This is a genomic window from Cupriavidus alkaliphilus (assembly GCF_014191175.1).
GTDB lineage: Bacteria > Pseudomonadota > Gammaproteobacteria > Burkholderiales > Burkholderiaceae > Cupriavidus > Cupriavidus alkaliphilus.
The window spans coordinates 14007-31085 of sequence record NZ_JACHWE010000003.1 but is presented as its reverse complement, the minus strand read 5'-3'; the positions used below and the strand labels follow the sequence as shown (position 1 = coordinate 31085).

The 17079-nt window shown below is 69.6% G+C and carries 18 protein-coding genes; 12 read left to right on the top strand and 6 right to left on the bottom strand.

What is annotated here, in order from left to right:
• Positions 1 to 175 precede the first annotated feature (175 nt).
• From FHX60_RS11580 to FHX60_RS11535, 10 genes are all read left to right on the top strand, one after another.
• Positions 176 to 745, top strand: a complete 570-nt coding sequence (locus FHX60_RS11580; RefSeq protein WP_112775282.1) for an RNA polymerase sigma factor — start codon at positions 176 to 178, stop codon at positions 743 to 745.
• On the top strand, positions 742 to 1173 hold the full coding sequence (locus FHX60_RS11575) for a DUF3619 family protein (RefSeq protein ID WP_183283466.1): 432 nt from the start codon (positions 742 to 744) through the stop codon (positions 1171 to 1173). Before FHX60_RS11580 ends, FHX60_RS11575 begins: the two co-directional genes overlap by 4 nt.
• Before the next feature lies 1 nt (position 1174).
• Positions 1175 to 1981: a DUF3106 domain-containing protein gene (locus FHX60_RS11570; RefSeq protein WP_183283465.1), complete on the top strand. Its 807-nt coding sequence runs from the start codon at positions 1175 to 1177 to the stop codon at positions 1979 to 1981.
• 119 nt (positions 1982 to 2100) lie between these two features.
• Positions 2101 to 2634 carry an RDD family protein gene (locus FHX60_RS11565; protein ID WP_112775472.1) on the top strand — a complete coding sequence of 178 codons (534 nt, stop codon included), beginning with the start codon at positions 2101 to 2103 and terminating at the stop codon, positions 2632 to 2634.
• Positions 2631 to 3611 carry an esterase/lipase family protein gene (locus FHX60_RS11560; protein ID WP_183283464.1) on the top strand — a complete coding sequence of 327 codons (981 nt, stop codon included), beginning with the start codon at positions 2631 to 2633 and terminating at the stop codon, positions 3609 to 3611. Before FHX60_RS11565 ends, FHX60_RS11560 begins: the two co-directional genes overlap by 4 nt.
• 118 nt (positions 3612 to 3729) lie before the next feature.
• On the top strand, positions 3730 to 4707 hold the full coding sequence (locus FHX60_RS11555) for a UDP-2,3-diacylglucosamine diphosphatase (RefSeq protein WP_116382267.1): 978 nt from the start codon (positions 3730 to 3732) through the stop codon (positions 4705 to 4707).
• An 84-nt stretch (positions 4708 to 4791) separates the two neighbouring features.
• Positions 4792 to 5931 carry a glycosyltransferase family 4 protein gene (locus FHX60_RS11550; protein ID WP_183283463.1) on the top strand — a complete coding sequence of 380 codons (1140 nt, stop codon included), beginning with the start codon at positions 4792 to 4794 and terminating at the stop codon, positions 5929 to 5931.
• Positions 5858 to 6343, top strand: coding sequence for a diacylglycerol kinase (locus FHX60_RS11545; protein ID WP_092314090.1), 486 nt, complete (start codon positions 5858 to 5860; stop codon positions 6341 to 6343). The genes FHX60_RS11550 and FHX60_RS11545 overlap by 74 nt, the downstream gene beginning before the upstream one ends.
• A 125-nt stretch (positions 6344 to 6468) precedes the next feature.
• On the top strand, positions 6469 to 7170 hold the full coding sequence (locus FHX60_RS11540) for a TetR/AcrR family transcriptional regulator (RefSeq protein WP_112775277.1): 702 nt from the start codon (positions 6469 to 6471) through the stop codon (positions 7168 to 7170).
• On the top strand, positions 7167 to 7751 hold the full coding sequence (locus FHX60_RS11535) for an LOG family protein (RefSeq protein WP_112775276.1): 585 nt from the start codon (positions 7167 to 7169) through the stop codon (positions 7749 to 7751). Before FHX60_RS11540 ends, FHX60_RS11535 begins: the two co-directional genes overlap by 4 nt.
• Before the next feature lie 25 nt (positions 7752 to 7776).
• Here the strand turns inward: FHX60_RS11535 and FHX60_RS11530 are convergent, their stop codons facing one another.
• The 5 genes from FHX60_RS11530 to FHX60_RS11510 all read right to left on the bottom strand — a co-directional run bounded on the left by FHX60_RS11530 (position 7777) and on the right by FHX60_RS11510 (position 13387).
• On the bottom strand, positions 7777 to 8373 hold the full coding sequence (locus FHX60_RS11530) for a DUF924 family protein (protein WP_183283462.1): 597 nt from the start codon (positions 8371 to 8373) through the stop codon (positions 7777 to 7779).
• Positions 8374 to 8417: 44 nt separating this feature from the next.
• Positions 8418 to 8834, bottom strand: coding sequence for a group II truncated hemoglobin (locus FHX60_RS11525; protein ID WP_112775275.1), 417 nt, complete (start codon positions 8832 to 8834; stop codon positions 8418 to 8420).
• A gap of 35 nt (positions 8835 to 8869) precedes the next feature.
• Positions 8870 to 11485, bottom strand: coding sequence for an ABC transporter permease (locus tag FHX60_RS11520; RefSeq protein WP_116601705.1), 2616 nt, complete (start codon positions 11483 to 11485; stop codon positions 8870 to 8872).
• An 84-nt stretch (positions 11486 to 11569) separates the two neighbouring features.
• Positions 11570 to 12169, bottom strand: a complete 600-nt coding sequence (locus tag FHX60_RS11515) for a DUF4126 domain-containing protein (protein ID WP_092314102.1) — start codon at positions 12167 to 12169, stop codon at positions 11570 to 11572.
• A gap of 120 nt (positions 12170 to 12289) precedes the next feature.
• The gene (locus FHX60_RS11510) at positions 12290 to 13387 is read right to left on the bottom strand and encodes a substrate-binding domain-containing protein (protein WP_183283461.1); all 1098 of its coding nucleotides are present in this window, start codon (positions 13385 to 13387) and stop codon (positions 12290 to 12292) included.
• 143 nt (positions 13388 to 13530) lie between these two features.
• Here FHX60_RS11510 and FHX60_RS11505 point away from each other — a divergent pair, with 143 nt between their 5' ends.
• Entirely contained in the window at positions 13531 to 14352 is an 822-nt protein-coding gene (locus tag FHX60_RS11505) for an ABC transporter substrate-binding protein (protein WP_183283460.1), read from the top strand.
• 22 nt (positions 14353 to 14374) lie between these two features.
• Here FHX60_RS11505 and FHX60_RS11500 read toward each other — a convergent pair whose 3' ends face one another.
• Complete coding sequence (locus tag FHX60_RS11500; protein ID WP_092314112.1) at positions 14375 to 15322, bottom strand: LysR substrate-binding domain-containing protein; 948 nt, start codon at positions 15320 to 15322, stop codon at positions 14375 to 14377.
• A gap of 230 nt (positions 15323 to 15552) precedes the next feature.
• Between FHX60_RS11500 and xdhA the strand changes: the two genes are divergently transcribed.
• Positions 15553 to 17055, top strand: coding sequence for a xanthine dehydrogenase small subunit (xdhA, locus tag FHX60_RS11495; protein ID WP_183283459.1), 1503 nt, complete (start codon positions 15553 to 15555; stop codon positions 17053 to 17055).
• Positions 17056 to 17079: the final 24 nt, after the last annotated feature.

Sequence of the window (17079 nt, the reverse complement as noted above, 5' to 3'; positions counted from 1 at the left end):
GTTCCCCGGATTTGCAAAAACTTTTGCGCAGCGCCATGTATTTCCCGCCAGACAAAACGGTACAGCGCGGCCAAATTTTGCTAGCATCCCAGCACCTTGGGGCGCCGCGCGCCCTTGGCAGCACATTCACCAGAACCGGGCCCGGGTCCCGGCGCAACAAGCCCCAACCGCCTGAATGGCCACCGACCAGGAACTGTCCGCATTTCTTGCCAGCGTCGAGCGGCGCGCCTTCAAGCAGGCCGTGTTCGCCGTCCGCGACGACGAGGCCGCGCTGGACATCGTCCAGGACGCCATGATCAAGCTGGCCGAAAAATATGGCGACAAGAGCGCCGCGGAACTCGCGCCGCTGTTCCAGCGCATCCTGCAGAACACCATCCACGACTGGTTCCGGCGCCAGAAGGTGCGCAATACCTGGGTCTCGCTGTTTTCCAGCCTGCGCGACGACCGTAACGACGGCGACGACAGCGACCTGCTGGAGACGCTCGAGGCCCAGGTCGGCTCGGAGTCGGCCGAAAGCAGCGCCGACAAGGTCGAGCGCGCCCAGGTCATGCACATCATCGAGCAGGAGATCCAGCGCCTGCCCACGCGTCAACGCCAGGCATTCCTGATGCGTTACTGGGAAGATATGGACGTCGCCGAGACCGCGGCCGTGATGGGCTGCTCCGAAGGCAGCGTCAAGACGCACTGTTCCCGTGCCACGCACACGCTTGCGCAGGCCCTGCGCGCACGGGGGGTCCGACTATGAGCAGAAACGACAAAGAAATCCGCGAGCGCCGGTTTGCGCATGAGGTTCGCGCGGCACTTGACGCCGGCGCCGACGCCTTGCCGGCCGATATTTCCGAACGGCTCGCCGCCGCGCGCCGGATGGCGGTCGCCCGCAAGAAGGCCGAGGCCCACGTGCTGGTGCCGCAGCTGGCCATGCCGGGCGCGCAGGCGCCGCTGTTCGACGACGACGCCTCGCCGCTGCACCGCGCCGGCGCCTGGCTGCGCCGGCTGGGGCTGGTCTGGACGCTGGTCGCGCTGGGCGCAGGCCTGGTGGGCATCTACCACTGGCAGGAGCAGAAGCGCATCGAGGAACTCGCCGATATCGACGCCGCCATGCTGCTCGACGACCTGCCGCCCACGGCCTATGCCGACGAGGGCTTCCACGTGTTCCTGAAGCACGGGCAATAGCATGGCGCCCCCGCTTCCCCACCCCGACGCCCCGCGCCGCCGGCTGGCCGCCCTGCTGGCCGGCGCAGCCGCCTGCTGGGCGCTGTTTCCCGCCCCGGCGCAGGCGCAGGGGGCTTCCGCGGCGGACGGAGCCCCTGCCTCCCACGCGGCCCAGCCGGTCAGCGCCAAGCCCGCCTGGGCCGACCTCAGCCCGGTCAACCAGCGCATCCTGGCGCCGCTGCAGCCGCTGTGGGACACCCTGCCGGAGCTGAACCGCCACAAGTGGCTGCGCATCGCCGCGCGCTACCCGAAGTATTCGCCGGCCGAACAGGCCCGGCTGCAGGCACGCATGGCGGAGTGGGTCAGGATGACTCCGCAGCAACGCCGGCTGGCGCGCGAAAACTACCAGATCACGCGCTCGCTGCCGACCGAAAAGAAGGCCGAGGCCTGGGACAAGTACCAGCAGTTGCCCGAAGAGCAGAAGAAGAAGCTGGCCGCCGCCGACCACGTGCCGCGCCGCCCCGGCGCCGTCAGCGCGCTGCCCAGCGGCAAGCGCCTGCCCAGCGACACCAGCCGCCAGCTGCGCCATGAACACAAGGCGGGCGCGGGCCACGCTGCCCACCCGGCCGGCACGCCGGCCAGCGCGGCCGCGGCGCTGCCCGCAGCCCCCGCCGTCGCGGCAGCTGCCGCGGCGTCCGCCCCTGCCGTTGCCACTCCCGCGGCGCCCGCAAGCGCAGCGCTGCCCGCGGCCGCAGTGCCGGCTGCCGCGGCGGCCCAGGCTGCCACCGAAGCGACGGCCGCGGCCTCCGACGCCACCGTGCGCCAGTAATTCGCAGGCCATTTGGCATAATGGCCGTTTGAGGCCGGCCGGCGCACATGGGCCAGCTTCGCCAGGCCCGCGCCGGCATCCGCATGCCGCGCGCCGGCGCCCTGTCCAGAATGCCATCGATGCCCGCTGCCACCCTCGACCCCGTACCCCCTGCCGCGTCCGCGCCGGCCGCCCCGCCGCTGCGCCGCCGCATCGCCTGCATGCTTTATGAAGGCGTGCTGCTGTTCGGCGTGTTGAGTGCCTCGACCGCCGCCTACCTGCTGGTGCGTCCGCTGCTGCAGAAGCTGGGCATGGACGGGCCGCTGGCGATCCAGCTGTGGAGCTTCCTGGTGATGGGGCTGTATTTCACGTGGTTCTGGCAGCGCAACGGCCAGACCCTGGCGATGCAGACCTGGCGCATGCGCGTCGAAAACGCCGCGGGCGTGCCACCGCGCTGGCCGCAGGCGGCGCTGCGCTACGTGCTGGCGTGGCTGTGGTTGCCGCCATCGGCCGCGGTCGGCCATCTGCTCGGGCTGGTCAAGGGCCCGTTCGTCGGCGTGCTGTGCGCCGGCCTGCTGATCTGGATCCTGCTGGCCTGGCTGGACCCGCGCCGCCAGTTCCTGCACGACCGCCTGGCCGGCACGCGCCTGACCGACCTGCGCACCAAGCCATGAGCCTTGGCGCCGCCGGCATCCGCCGCATCGCGGTGACCATGCAGGCGGCCGCAGCGCTGGGCATTGCCGCGGCGCTGGTACGCACGGCGGCCTGGCCGTGGCCCGGCGCGCTCGCCGCCGGCGCGGGGCTGATCCTGGGCGGCTTCGCCTGCGGCATTGCCATCGCCTTCGCGCTGAGCGGGCGCGGCCTGTGGGTCGCACGCTGCGATCACCCGCCCGCGCCCCCCGCCGAACTAGCAGCCACCCGCAGGCCGCTGCGGCTGGCGCAGGCGTTGCGCTGCTACGCAACCGAATGCCTGGCGGTACTGCGCATGTTCGACTGGCTGCAACCCTTCCGCGCGAGGGCACCGTTTGCGCCGGCCAACCATGCCCGGCCCGGCCGCGACGCCCCGCCGGTGCTGCTGGTCCATGGCTATGCCTGCGGCCAGGCCATCTGGCTCGACATGCAGCCGGCGCTGGCCGCCGCCGGCTACCGTTGCCACGGGATCGACCTGGAACCCGTGTTCGGCGATATCGACGACTACGCGCACGCGCTGCTGACGGCGATGCGGCGCATCCGCGCCGAAAGCGGGCGCGCGCCGCTGCTGCTCTGCCACAGCATGGGCGGCCTGGTCGCGCGCGCCGCGCTGCGGCTGGCCGACGATGAAGACCTGTGCGCGGGCATCGTGACGCTGGGCAGCCCGCACCACGGCAGCGCGCTGGCGCGCTTTGGCGGGGGCCACAATGCGCGCCAGATGCGCTGTGGCAGCCCGTGGCTGCGCGCGCTCGCGGCCGCCGAAACGCCGCGGCTGCGCGCGCGCATGATCTCGATCTTCAGCTGGCACGATTCGATCGCGGGCCCGCCCTGCACCGGCTGGCTCGACGGCGCCGGCCATATCCCGCTGTCCGGCATCGGCCATGTGTCGCTGCTGCGCCATCCCGCCGCGGTGCGTGCCGTGCTCGACGCCCTGGCCGAACTGTCCGCGCGCGGGCACTGAGCCGGCCGCGGCGGCGGCTGTCCCGCGACCGCAACGATTCATTTGTCAGTCATGTTTTCGTCACCGTGGCGTCACCGCGGGCTGGCTGAATGCAGCCATCGCCGCAACCGGGACTGGCATGGTGCAAGCAATCCGATCTGCCCGCGGGTATCTGTCGAAGGCCTCGCAACTGGCGCCATGGCTGCGCCGCAGCGCTGACAGCGGCGCAGCCGCGCCGGTGACCGCCTTCATGGCGCCGGCGCTCGATGGCGCCGCGCTGGCGCCGCCGCGCGAAGCGCAGGAAACCTATCCCCCCGAGCCGCACCCGATCCAGCGCTACCGCGCCATCTGGCTGTCGGACATCCACCTGGGGACCCCCGGCTGCCAGGCCGACTACCTGCTGGATTTCCTCAAGCACAACGAGTCCGACCAGCTCTACCTGGTCGGCGACATCATCGACGGCTGGCAGCTGCGTCGCGGCTGGTACTGGCCGCAGAGCCACAACGACGTGGTGCAGAAACTGCTGCGCAAGGCGCGCAAGGGCACCGAGGTGATCTATGTGCCCGGCAACCACGACGAGGCCGCGCGCCAGTTCGACGGCATGGCCTTCGGCGACATCACCGTGCGCGAAGAGGCGATCCACGTCACCGCCACCGGGCGCCGCCTGTGGGTGGTGCACGGCGACCTGTTCGACGGCGTGGTGCAGCACGCGCGCTGGCTGGCCTACCTGGGCGATTCGCTCTACACCATGATCCTGGCGCTCAACCGGCACTTCAACCGGCTGCGCGCGCGCCTGGGTTTTCCGTACTGGTCGCTGTCGCAGTACCTGAAGCACCAGGTCAAGAACGCGGTCAACTACATCGGCGCATTCGAGAGCGCGATGGTGGACGAGGCGCGTCGCCGCGGCTGCGACGGCGTGGTCTGCGGCCATATCCACAAGGCCGAGATCCGCGAGGTCAACGGCCAGCTCTACTGCAACGACGGCGACTGGGTCGAAAGCCTGTCGGCGCTGGTCGAAACCCTGGAAGGCGAACTGAAGATCGTCTACTGGACCACGCTGCTCGACGCTCCCGCGCCCGCCGTGCGCCGCCGGCGCCGCGCTGCCGTGGCCGGCTGAGCCGCGCGGGTCGCGCTTGTTTCGCATGGCTCCATCCGCCCCCCGCCATCCGCATTGCCCTTCCACCGCGCCCAAGGAGGCTGCATGAAGATCCTGATCGTCACCGATGCCTGGGAACCGCAGGTCAATGGCGTGGTGCGCACGCTCAAGTCCACGCGCCGCGAACTGGAGGCGATGGGCCACACGGTCGACATGATCACGCCGCTGGAATTCCGCACGGTGCCGTGCCCGACCTACCCCGAGATCCGGCTGTCGCTGCTGCCGGGCGCGCGCGTACGGCGGCGCATCGAGGCCTTCGGCCCCGACGCGCTGCACATCGCCACCGAGGGCCCGCTCGGGCTGGCCGCGCGCAGCCATGCGCTGCGCCGCAAGCTGCCCTTCACCACCGCCTACCACACGCGCTTCCCGGAATATGTGCAGGCGCGCTTCGGCATTCCGCTGGCGTGGACCTACCGCTTCCTGGGCTGGTTCCATGGCCCCGCCCAGGCGGTGATGGCGCCGACCCCGGTGGTGCTGGACGACCTGCGGCGCTACGGCATCACCAATGCCGTGCTGTGGACGCGTGGCGTGGACCTGGACGTGTTCACGCCGCAGCGCGCCAATGTGCTCAACACCGCCCACCCGATCTTCCTGTACGTCGGCCGCGTGGCGGTGGAGAAGAACGTCGAGGCGTTCCTCGCGCTGGACCTGCCCGGCTCCAAATGGGTGGTCGGCGACGGCCCGGCGCTGCCGGCGCTGCGCGCCCGCTACCCCGGCGCCAACTACCTGGGTGTGCTGAGCCAGCCCGAGCTGGCGCGGGTGTATGCTTCCGCTGACGTGTTCGTGTTCCCGAGCCGCACCGACACCTTCGGGCTGGTGCTGCTGGAAGCGCTGGCCAGCGGCCTGCCGGTGGCCGCGTATCCGGTCACGGGCCCGATCGACGTGCTGGGCGACAGCCCCGCCGGCGTGATGCACGAAGACCTGCGCGAGGCCTGCCTGGAGGCGCTGCGCATCGACCGCGCCACGGCCCGGGCCCACGCCGAGCGCTTCTCGTGGCGCGCCGCGTCCGAGCAGTTCCTGGCCCACCTGCGGCCGTTCGCCGCTGCCAGGCCAGGGCGAGGCGGCGCAGCGGCCTCACCCGCCACACCCACGCCTTCCGCCCCGCAAGCCCATGCCGAAACCGCATCCGGAACTGCCGTCCGACCCGCCAATGCAGAGGCCGCCACCGGCAATGCAGAGCGCTGACTACTCCGTCGACCAGAATCCGCACAAGGGCAACCGGGGCCTGGCGCGCGCCTGGCATGCGGCCATCAATTCGCTGTCGGGGCTGCGCTATGCAGTGCTGGAGGAGAGCGCATTCCGCCAGGAGCTGACCCTGGTGGTGATCCTGACGCCGTGCGCCTTCCTGGTGCCGGTGACGGCGGTCGAGCGCATCCTGCTGCTGGGCACGCTGCTGGTGGTGCTGATCGTGGAACTGCTCAACTCCAGCGTCGAGGCCGCGGTCGACCGCATCTCGCTGGAGCGGCACAGCCTGTCCAAGCGCGCCAAGGACTTCGGCAGCGCCGCGGTGATGCTGGCGCTGGTGCTGTGCGGCGGCACCTGGATCACCATCGCCGGGCCGCATGTGGTGCGGTGGGTGCAGGCGCTGGCGGGCTGAGCCGGCCCGGAACAGACGTGGCCGGGCGCGGCGCGGCGGGGGCGCAGCATGGGCAAGGCAGGCCGATTGCTTATAATCGCAACCCTGCCCCCGACTTACCGATCGCACCGATCGCCCGGACGCCCATGGAACCGAAACCGCAAACCGGACCCCGCCGTACCAGGGACCGCATCCTCGACGTCTCGCTGCGCCTGTTCAACGAAGTCGGCGAGCCCAACGTCACCACCACCACGATCGCGGAAGCGATGGAGATCAGCCCCGGCAATCTCTACTACCACTTCCGCAACAAGGACGACATCATCAACTCGATCTTCGTGCGCTTCGAGCAGGAGATGGAGCGCCGCCTGAAGATGCCGGACGACCACAAGGCCACGCTCGACGAAAGCTGGGGCTACCTGCAGTACATGTCCGAGTTCCTGTGGAACTACCGCTTCCTGTACCGCGACATCAACGACCTGCTGGCGCGCAACCGGATGCTGGAGACCAACTTCAAGCGCATCGTCGAGCAGAAGCAGCGCTTTGCGCACGAGATCTGCCGCCAGTTCATCGAGGACGGCGAGATGGAAGCCACGCCCGAGCAGGTCGAGGCCATCTGCACCAACATGGTGGTGGTCGCCACCTACTGGCTGTCGTTCCAGTTCGTGCAGCATCCGCGCCAGTACAACGATCCCGAGCAGATCCGCGGTTACCTGCACGGCTCGAGCTACCACATCTTCTCGATCCTGGCCCCCTATCTGCGCGGCCGGGCACGGGAGGCATTCGACCAGCTGGCGCGCGACTACGCGGCAGCCAAGGCCGCCGCCGGTGCGGCAAAGGAAACGAAGTGAAAGCCGTCTGCGTGTATTGCGGGTCCAGTCCCGGCAACCGTCCCGAATATGCCGAAGGCGCGCGCCTGCTCGGCCGCACCCTGGCTGAAAGCGGCCTGACGCTGGTGTACGGCGGCGGCAAGGTGGGCCTGATGGGCATCGTCGCCGACGCCGTGCTGGAACATGGCGGCCGTGCCATCGGCATCATCCCCGAAGCGCTGATGCAGAAGGAAGTCGGCCACCGCGGCCTGACCGAGCTGCACGTGGTGCGCAACATGCACGAACGCAAGCAGATGATGGCCGACCGCGCCGACGCCTTTGTCGCCATGCCCGGCGGCGTGGGTACCTTCGAGGAACTGTTCGAGACCTTCACCTGGCTCCAGCTGGGCTACCACGCCAAGCCGGTGGGCCTGCTGAACCTGGCCGGGTTCTACGACGGCATGCTGGGCTTCCTGTCGCACGCGGTGCGCGAAGGGTTCCTGAAGCAGGTGCACGCCGAGCTGCTGCACGTGGGCGACACGCCCGCCAACCTGCTGGCGCAACTTGCAGCCGCGCCGCGCGTGCGCGTCGACAAGTGGCAGGAGGCGCGCGACCAGACCTGAGCGCGCGCCAGCTTCCGGATCGGGTTCAGAAGGAAGAGCCCGGCTGCTGCAGGAACGCCAGTTCCTCGGTCGTACTCCGCCGGCCCAGTACCGCATTGCGGTGCGGGAAGCGGCCAAAGCGCGCGATGATCACGCGGTGCTTCTCGGCCCACTCGACGGCATCCACCGCCCCGCCGCTGGCTTCGCGCAGCTGCGTCATCAGGCGCACCGCCTCGTCCTGGTCTTCCAGCGCCTCGGAATGCTCGAACGGCATGTAGCAGAACATGCGGTGGTAGTCGGTAGGCAGCGCGCGGTCCATGCCGCTGGCGACGATGCGCCGGGCCAGTGCCAGCGCCTGCGCATCGGTGCCGAAGCTGCGCGGATCGTTGCGGAACATGTTGCGCGGGAACTGGTCCAGCAGCACCACGCGCGCGCACGCGCCCTCGGGCGTGACCGACCAGTCGTCAGGCGCCCCGTCGCAGGCGACCTCCCAGTCAGAAAGGAAGTTCGCGCGAATCTGCGCATCGAACGCATCCGACTTGGTGAACCATTGCGGGCGCACCGTATTCCAGGCGGCCGAACCGGGCTGGTCGAACCAGAAATCCAGCACACGCAGGGCGTCTTCAGGCAGTTGGGCTGTCATCGGCAGGAAAAACCTTTCGGGTTAGAAACGGCAGCGCTGGCGCCTCAGCGCGCCACGTTGCGCATCCAGTCGGCGGTCTGGAAGAAGGCCTGCATCAGGCGCAGCTGCAGGTCTTCGGGCAGGCCGATGTCCTGCATCGCCAGCGCCATGCAGCGCATCCACTGGTCGCGCTCGCTGACGCCGATCTCGAACGGCATATGCCGCGCGCGCAGGCGCGGATGGCCGAAGCGCTCGATAAAGTGGTTGGGGCCGCCCAGCCAGCCGCACAAAAACCAGAACAGCTTGTCGCGCGAGCCCTCGAGCGACGGCGGATGCAGCGCGCGCAGCGCGGCGAACTGCGGCTCCAGGTCCATCAGGTCGTAGAAGCGGTCGACCAGTTCGCGCACGCGCGCCTCGCCGCCCACCAGTTCAAAGGCAGTGACCTCGGCATTGCCGGGCTTGTCATCGGATTCAGTACTCATCACACACTCGGTCTGCGCGGCGCCGGCACGCTGGCTCAGGCATCGCGCAAGGTCGCCAGCGCTGGCTGGCGCAGCACTTCGCGCAGGCCCAGCCAGCCGCCGGCAAAAGCGCACAGCATGCCAGAAACCACGCCGACCGGCACGATCCACGCATTGAAGCGGTACGGGAAATCGAACACGAACTGCGACAGCCCCCAGCCCACCGCGATCGCGCCGAGGCTGGCCAGCAGGCCGGCGAGGCCGCCCACCACCAGGAACTCGGCATACTGCGTCTGCCGCACCAGCGCGGCCGAAGCGCCCAGCGCCTTGAGCAGGCCCGCGTCGCGCTTGCGCTCGTCGCGCGCGCCGGACAAGGCCGCGTACAGCACCGTCACCCCGGCGGCCAGCGTGAACACGAACAGGAACTCCACCGCCGCAATCACCTGGTCCAGGATGTCCTGGATCTGGCGCAGGATCATGTCGGTATTGACCACGGTGATGTTGGGAAAGGCCGCGATCAGCCGGTTGCCCAGCGCGGCGCTGGCGGGCGGCAGGTGGAACGAGGTGATGTAGGTCTCGGGCATGCCCTGCATCGCCCGCGGCGGCAGGATCACGAAGAAGTTGACCCGCATCGAGCCCCAGTCGAGCTTGCGCAGCGAGGTCACGCGCGCCTGCACCGCCTGGCCGGCCACGTCGAAGCGCAGCGTGTCGCCGAGACGGATGCCCAGGGTCTTGGCGATGCCCTCTTCCACCGACGCGCCCGCCTCGTCGCCGTCCGAGCCGTTCGACCAGCGCCCGGCGATCACGCGGTTGCCCTCCGGCAGCGCATCGGTGTAGGACAGGTTGAACTCGCGCTCGACCAGGTTGCGCGCGCGCCCGTCCTCGAAGCTGTCGCCGCGGATGGTGCGCGCGCCGATATGGGTCAGGCGCCCGCGCACCATCGGGTAAAGCAGGTCGGTGATGCCGGCGCCGGCCAGCATCTGGCGCAGCGGCTCGCGCTGGTCCGGCTGGATATTGATGATGAAGCGGTTGGGCGCGTCCGCCGGCGTGGCGCTGCGCCAGGAATCGACCAGGTCGTTGCGGGTCATGCCGAGCAGCAGCAGCGCCATCAGCCCCACCGCCAGCGCCACGGTCTGCAGCACCGTGACCGCGCGGCGGCGCTCCAGCACCGCCAGCGCAAAGCGCCACCCCATCGCCGCGCGCCCGCGCAGGCGTCCGCGCAGCAGCCGCGACAGCAGCGTCAGCAGGCCCAGCGCCAGCACGCCGAACACCACCCCCGCGGCGACAAAGCCGCCGGCGGTGGTCAGGCCCAGCCGCAGGTCGCGCGCGGCCACCAGCAGCAGCGCGACAAAGGCGCCCAGCCCCAGCGCGTAGGCCACCCAGGCCGACACCGGCGGCAGCCCGATATCGCGCCGCAGCACCCGCAGCGGCGCGACCCGCGTCAGCGCCAGCAGCGGCGGCAGCGCAAACCCGGCCAGCAGCACCAGCCCGGCCAGCACCCCCACCAGCGCCGGCAGCAGCGACGGCTGCGGCAGCGACACCTTGAGCAGCCCGCCCAGCGACAGCAGCAGGCCATAGTGCGCCAGGTAGCCGAGCAGCACCCCGGCCAGCGCGCCGCCCGCGCCGACCAGCAGGAATTCCAGCCCGAAGGCCCGCAGGATCTGCCCGCGCGACAGCCCCAGGCACTTGTAGACCGCGCAGGCATCGGTGTGGCGCTGCATGTAGCGGCGCGCCGACATCGCGATCGCCACTGCCGCGATCATCGACGACAGCACCGCCACCAGCGACAGGAAGCGTTCGGCGCGATCCAGCGTGGCACGCATCTGCGGCTGGCCGGATTCCAGCGACTCGACCCGCGTATTGCGCAGCTGGCGGCGTTCGATCTCGTCCTGCGCCCATTTCTGGAAGGCCGCGCCGGCGGCATCCGGACCTGCCACCAGCAGCCGGTAGGTGACGCGGCTGCCCCAGCCGATCAGCCCGGTGCTGTCCAGGTCCGACAGCGGCATCAGCACGCGCGGCGCGAAGTTCATGAAGCCGGTGCCGCGATCGAGCTCCTGCGTGATGATGCGGTCAATGCGGAAGCTGCGGCTGCCCAGCCGCAGGCTGTCGCCCACCGCGACGCCCAGCGCGCCCAGCAGCGCCTCGTCGACCCATACCGTGCCCGGCGCTGGGATGCCGTCCGCGGGCGCGTCCGGCCCGCCCGGCGCGCCGGTCACCTTGAGCCGGCCGCGCAGCGGATAGCCGTCGGTCACGGCCTTGAGCGCGGCCAGCTGGCTGGGTGGCTCGGCGCCGGCCTGGGCCTTGCCCTCGGCAGTGGCCATGCTCGGGAAGGTAACGGTCTGCGCCACCGCCAGGCCGGCTGCCCGGGCACGCTGCGCGAACGCGGCGTCGAAGGGCTGGTCGGCCACCAGCAGCACATCCGAGGCAATCATCTGGCGCGCGTCGCGCTCAAGGCCCAGCCGCATGCGGTCGGCCATGAAGCCCACGCTGGTCAGCGCGGCCACGGCCAGCACCAGCGCAAACAGCAGCAGGTAGAGCTCGCCCGCCAGCCAGTCGCGCCGGGCCATGCGCAGCGCCTGGCGCCAGGCGGAAAATCTGCCGCCGGTGGCAGCGTGCAGTCCAGCGGGTTGGGCGGCAGTCGCAGGGACGTCGATGGCGGACTCGGAGGGCATCGGTTGGTTGGTTCTTGGTTGCTGGCGCCGGTGCGCCTCGGGTCAGTCAGGCAATGCAAAGAGCTCGCGGGAACGGCCGCGACGCTAGCGTGGTGCGTCGTGCCGGGTCCCGCCGCGCAGGCTGGCATGGACGCGGCGCACCCCGCGCCACAGCTTCGGCAGCAGCCACACCGAGCCCACCAGGAACACCGCCAGCAGCACCAGGAACAGCACCGGCACGAAAAACGCCAGCAGCAGGCTGCCGGTGGCGGTCAGGTCCTCAGTGAATGAGGCCGTCCAGTTGGAAAACGGTTCCGGCGACACGTTGATCAACGCGCGCGTGCCGGCCTTGACCGCATGCGCGGTGCCGGCCAGCGTGCCGCCGACCAGGCCCGCGGCCACCACCCACTGGGGATCCAGCTGGCCGAACGCGGCGGCCGCCAGGATCGCCCCGGCCGGAATGCGGATGAAGGTGTGGATGCCGTCCCAGACGGTGTCGAACGCCGGCACCTTGTCGGCGACGAACTCGGCCACGGCCAGCACCGCGGCCACGCCGATCACCCACCAGGATTCCAGCGGCTGCAGCCCGGGCGGCAGTTCCAGCCAGCCCAGCCGCGCCAGCACTCCGGCGGCCAGCACGGCCAGATAGAGGCGAAAGCCGCTGGCCCAGGACATGCCCGCGGCCAGCGCGGCGGTTTCCAGCATGGCGCTCCTTGCAAGGGTCCGGCGCGGGCCGGTGCAGACATCGGCGCGCCCTGGCAGGGAGTGTAATACGGACCCGCGCGCGGTGCGCCGGGCCGTGCGCGGTCGGGGGAGGCCAGGCCCTCAGCCGTCTTCCTTGCCGTCCGCCCCGAACCAGGGCAACGCCTCTTGCGGCGTCAGGATGCCGGCCGGCTCGGCCATGGTGTAGCCGGGCAGCGCTTCGATGCGCCGGGCAAAGGCTGGATCGGCCAGCTGTGCCAGCAGCGCGGCCATCCACCCGGCGGTCTGGTCGTTCTTGCGCAGCGCCAGGTAGTAGGCCTCGCGCGTGAGCGGCACGAACGCCAGCCCGTGGGCCTCGGCGTTCATGCGCAGCCCGAACCCGGCTTGGGCCCGGCCGCCATGCACGGCTTCCACCACTTTTTCGTTGCTGAACTCGGTTTCGTCGTAGCCGGCGATCTGGTCCGGATACAAGCCCTCGGCGGCCAGCAGCTGGTCGAACAGCATGCGCGTGCCCGAGCTGCGCTGCCGGTTGACGAAACGCGCCTGGCTGCGCGCCAGGCCGCGCAGGTCGTGCACCTCGCGCGCCAGCTCCGGCGCCAGGATCAGCCCCTGCTCGCGCCACGCCAGCCGCAGCAGCCGCACGGCGCCGGGCCGCAGCCACTTGCGCAGGGTCACATGCGCCACCGAACCCGCGGTCTGCACCGGCGAGACATAGAACCCGGCCAGTTCCGACTGGCGCTCCTGCAGGCAGATCAGCCCTTCCACGCTGCCGCAGAACACCGTGTCGAGCTGCAGCGGACTGCCGGCCGTGCCCAGCGCGGCGGCCAGCACTTCCACCGCCGGATCATGGCTGCCGGTGAAATGCACGCACGACTGCGGCTGCTGGGCGTCGTCCAGGTCGGCAATGAACTCCGCCATGGCGCGCTGCACCGCCGGCTCGATCGACTCGCGCAGGCGCAGCTCGGCGCGCAGCAGGCGCTCGCCGAAGCGCGTCAGCGACGCGCCGCGCCCGCGTTCCATATCCAGCATGCTGCGGCCAAGCATCTCTTCCCACGACCGCATCACGCCCCAGGCGTGGCGGTACGACAGCCCGATCTCGCGCGCAGCGCGATGCAGCGAACCGGTTTCGCGCACCGCCTTGAGCAGCTGGAACACCTTGGCATTGGCGCGCGGATTGTCGTCGGAGGCGATCACCGGAAACAGGTCGAACCGGAAAGTCATAGGTTCCCCGCTACATATTTACTTGTCGATCTCGGCTGGACCACAATAAATACCCCATTCTTATGTTGTTTTGCCGCATTCTCACTGAGATCCGTTGGCAAAAGCAATTATGTCGACAAAAACATAATTCAAGGAGATACCGTATGGCCCACCATGCCCAGGCCTTGCACCGCCTCGCCGCGTCGCTTCTTTGCATCGGCCTGCTGCCGGCGGCGCATGCCGGGGAAATCAAGCTGGCCACCACCACCAGCACCGAGAACTCGGGCCTGCTGAAGTACCTGCTGCCGCGTTTCGAGAAGGGCTCAGGCGTCACCGTGAAGGTGATCGCGGTAGGCTCGGGCAAGGCCATGAAGATGGGCGAGATGGGTGACGTCGACGTGCTGCTGGTGCATGCGCGCAAGATGGAAGACGCGTTCGTCGCCGCCGGCTACGGCGTCAACCGGCGCGACGTGATGTACAACGATTTCATCGTGGTCGGGCCCGCCAGCGACCCGGCCGGCGTCAAGGGCGGCAAGGATGTGCTGGCCGGCTTGCGCAAGCTCGCCGCCAGCGGCAGCAAGTTCATCTCGCGCGGCGACAATTCCGGCACCGACGTGATGGAGAAGGATTACTGGAAGCAGCTCGGCATCGAACCCAAGGGCCAGCGGTGGTACGTCAATGCCGGCCTGGGCATGGGCGAGGTGTTGACCATGGCGGCGCAGATGCCGGCCTATACGCTGTCGGACCGCGCCACCTACGGCGCTTACCGGGCAAAAACCGGGCTCATGATCGCCATCGAAGGCGACCCGAAGATGTTCAATCCGTACGGGATCATCGCGGTCAACCCGGCCAGGCATCCGGGTATCAACTACAAGGATGCGATGAAGCTGGTCGAGTGGATCACGTCAAGGGAAGGACAGGAGGCGATTGCGGGGTTCAGGGTGGGAGGGGAGCAGCTGTTCTTTCCCACGTCTCACTCAAAATAGCGCCGGCCGCGCCCGTCGCGCCTCAACCCGCCTCGGCCTCCAGCCGCGGCAACTGCGGCAGATCCGCCGCCACCTCCGCGATCATGCGCCGGATCCACATCACGTCCGGCGCGGCATGGCAGCGTTCGTGCCACAGCTGGTAGAAGCGCATGCGCGGGAACGCCACCGGCGACGGCACCATGCGGATCGGCAAGTACTGCGCATAGTGCGCGGCGAACTGCCGGCCGGTGGTGAAGACCATGTCGGTCTTCATCAGCACATACGGCACCAGCCCGAAATACGGCAGCGTGACCTGGATATTGCGCTTGTAGCCCTGCTCGGCGAGTGCCTGGTCGATCATGCTGCGCTGCATCGACGCGTAGGGCGCGGGCGCCAGGTGCGGCATTTCCAGGTAGTGCTTGAGCGTCAGTCCCTTGCGCGCCAGCGGGTGCTGCGCGCCCAGCATGCACACCACCTCGTCGTCGAACAGCGGCGAGATATGCAGGTGCTCGGGCGGCGACAGCCAGTTGCCGACCACGATATCCAGCTGTCCCTGCTCGAGATCGTCGAGGAAATCCGACGACGACGTCATCGGGTGCACGAACAGCTTGGCGCCCGGCGCCAGCCGGCGCACGCGCTCGACGATATTGGGCAGGAAGAAGGCGTCCAGGTAGTCGGGCGCGCCCAGGTGGAAGGTGCGCGTGGTGGTGGCCGGGTCGAACTGCTGCGGCGGGCGCGCGATGCGGTCCATCGCCGCCAGGCTCTGCTCGGCCAGCGCCAGCAGTTCGCGGCCGCGCTCGGTGGGCACCATGCCGTTTTTGCCCCGCACCAAAATGGCGTCGCCGGTGATCTCGCGCAGGCGCTTCAGGGTGTTGCTGATGGCCGGCTGGGACTGGCCTAGACGCACGGCGGTGCGGGTCACGCTCTGCTCGGTGAGCAGGGTGTGGAGCACCCGCAGCAAATAGGTATCGAGATGGTCGCGTCCGTGCATGGCGATGGCGGCCCTCCGGCGGGGGCCGGATGGGTGGCGTGGGGGATGGGAACGGCGCATAGTGTATGACAGGCACCCCACGATCGGTCAAATCACCCTCTCCCGAGGGGCGCCGCCTGGTGCGGCGGCGCACGTCCGCGGTGCCCGCTGATGGGGCATATCACCTGGGCCGAATATTGCTGGAAAGGCCCGGGTGCTATGTTTCCGCCATCACCAAGAGAGAGAAGACCATGGAGACGCAAACCATCCGCTTTTTCCATCGCGGCCAGGTCAAGGAAGTATCCGACGCCCCCATTACCCGCACCGTGCTGCAGTACCTGCGTGAAGACGCGCGCTGCACCGGCACCAAGGAAGGCTGCGCCGAAGGCGACTGCGGCGCCTGCACCGTCGTGGTCGGCGAGCTGCAGGACGGCGGCGACGTCGAATTCAAGGCAGTCAACGCCTGCATCCAGTTCCTGCCCACGCTCGACGGCAAGGCCCTGATCACGGTCGAGGACCTGCGCCAGGCCGACGGCAACCTGCACCCGGTGCAGGAAGCCATGGTCGAGTGCCACGGCTCGCAGTGCGGCTTCTGCACCCCCGGGTTCGTGATGTCACTGTGGGCGCTGTACCAGCAGCACACGCCGGGCGGCGAGGCGCCCTCGCGCCAGACCATCTGCGACGCGCTGACCGGCAACCTGTGCCGCTGCACCGGCTACCGCCCGATCATCGACGCCGGCGAACGCATGATGGCCCTGCCCGCCCCCACCGCGGACAAGCTCAACCCGCGCCAGATCGCCGACACGCTGCGCAACCTCAAGCGCGGCGAAACCTTCCGCTACCGCGCGCAGGGCCAGGACTTCTTCGCCCCGCGCACCGCGGCCGAGTTCGGCGCGATCAAGGCGGCGCAGCCCGATATCCGCATCCTGGCCGGCAGCACCGACGTCGGCCTGTGGGTCACCAAGCAGTTCCGCGAGCTGGGCAACCTGCTCTACGTGGGCCAGGTCGAAGACCTGAACCAGGTCGAGCAACGCGACGGCATGATCGAGATCGGCGCCGCGGTGACGCTGGAAAAGGCCTACGCCGCACTCAATGCCGCGCACCCGGAGCTGGAAGAACTGTGGAAGCGCTTCGCCTCGCTGCCGATCCGCAATGCCGGCACGCTGGGCGGCAATATCGCCAACGGCTCGCCGATCGGCGACTCGATGCCCGCGCTGATCGCGCTGGGCGCCGAAGTGGTGCTGCAGCACGGCGAGACGCGCCGCACGCTGCCGCTGGAAGACCTGTACCTGGCGTACCAGAAGACCGCGATGCAGCCGGGCGAGTTCGTTGCTGCGCTGCGCGTGCCGGTGGCCGGCCCGCAGCACTTCCGCACCTACAAGCTGTCCAAACGCTTTGACGAGGATATTTCCGCCGTGTGTGCCGCGTTCGGCATCACCGTGCAGGACGGCATCGTGACGCAGGCCCGCATCGCCTTCGGCGGCATGGCGGCGACGCCCAAGCGCGCCGCCGCGACCGAGGCGGCGCTGACCGGCCAGCCGTGGAACGAAGCCACCGCGCGCGCCGGCATGGCCGCGCTGGCGCAGGACTACACGCCGCTCACCGACATGCGCGCGACCGCGTCGTACCGCAGCCGCGGTGCCGCCAACCTGCTGTACCGGTTCTGGCTGGAAACCAACGCCGACGCGCTGCCCGCCGCAGCCGTCAATGTCCGCGCCCCCGGCGCCGGCATCAACGAAACCGCCACGGCCTGAGCCGGAGAACAAGGAACGAAATCG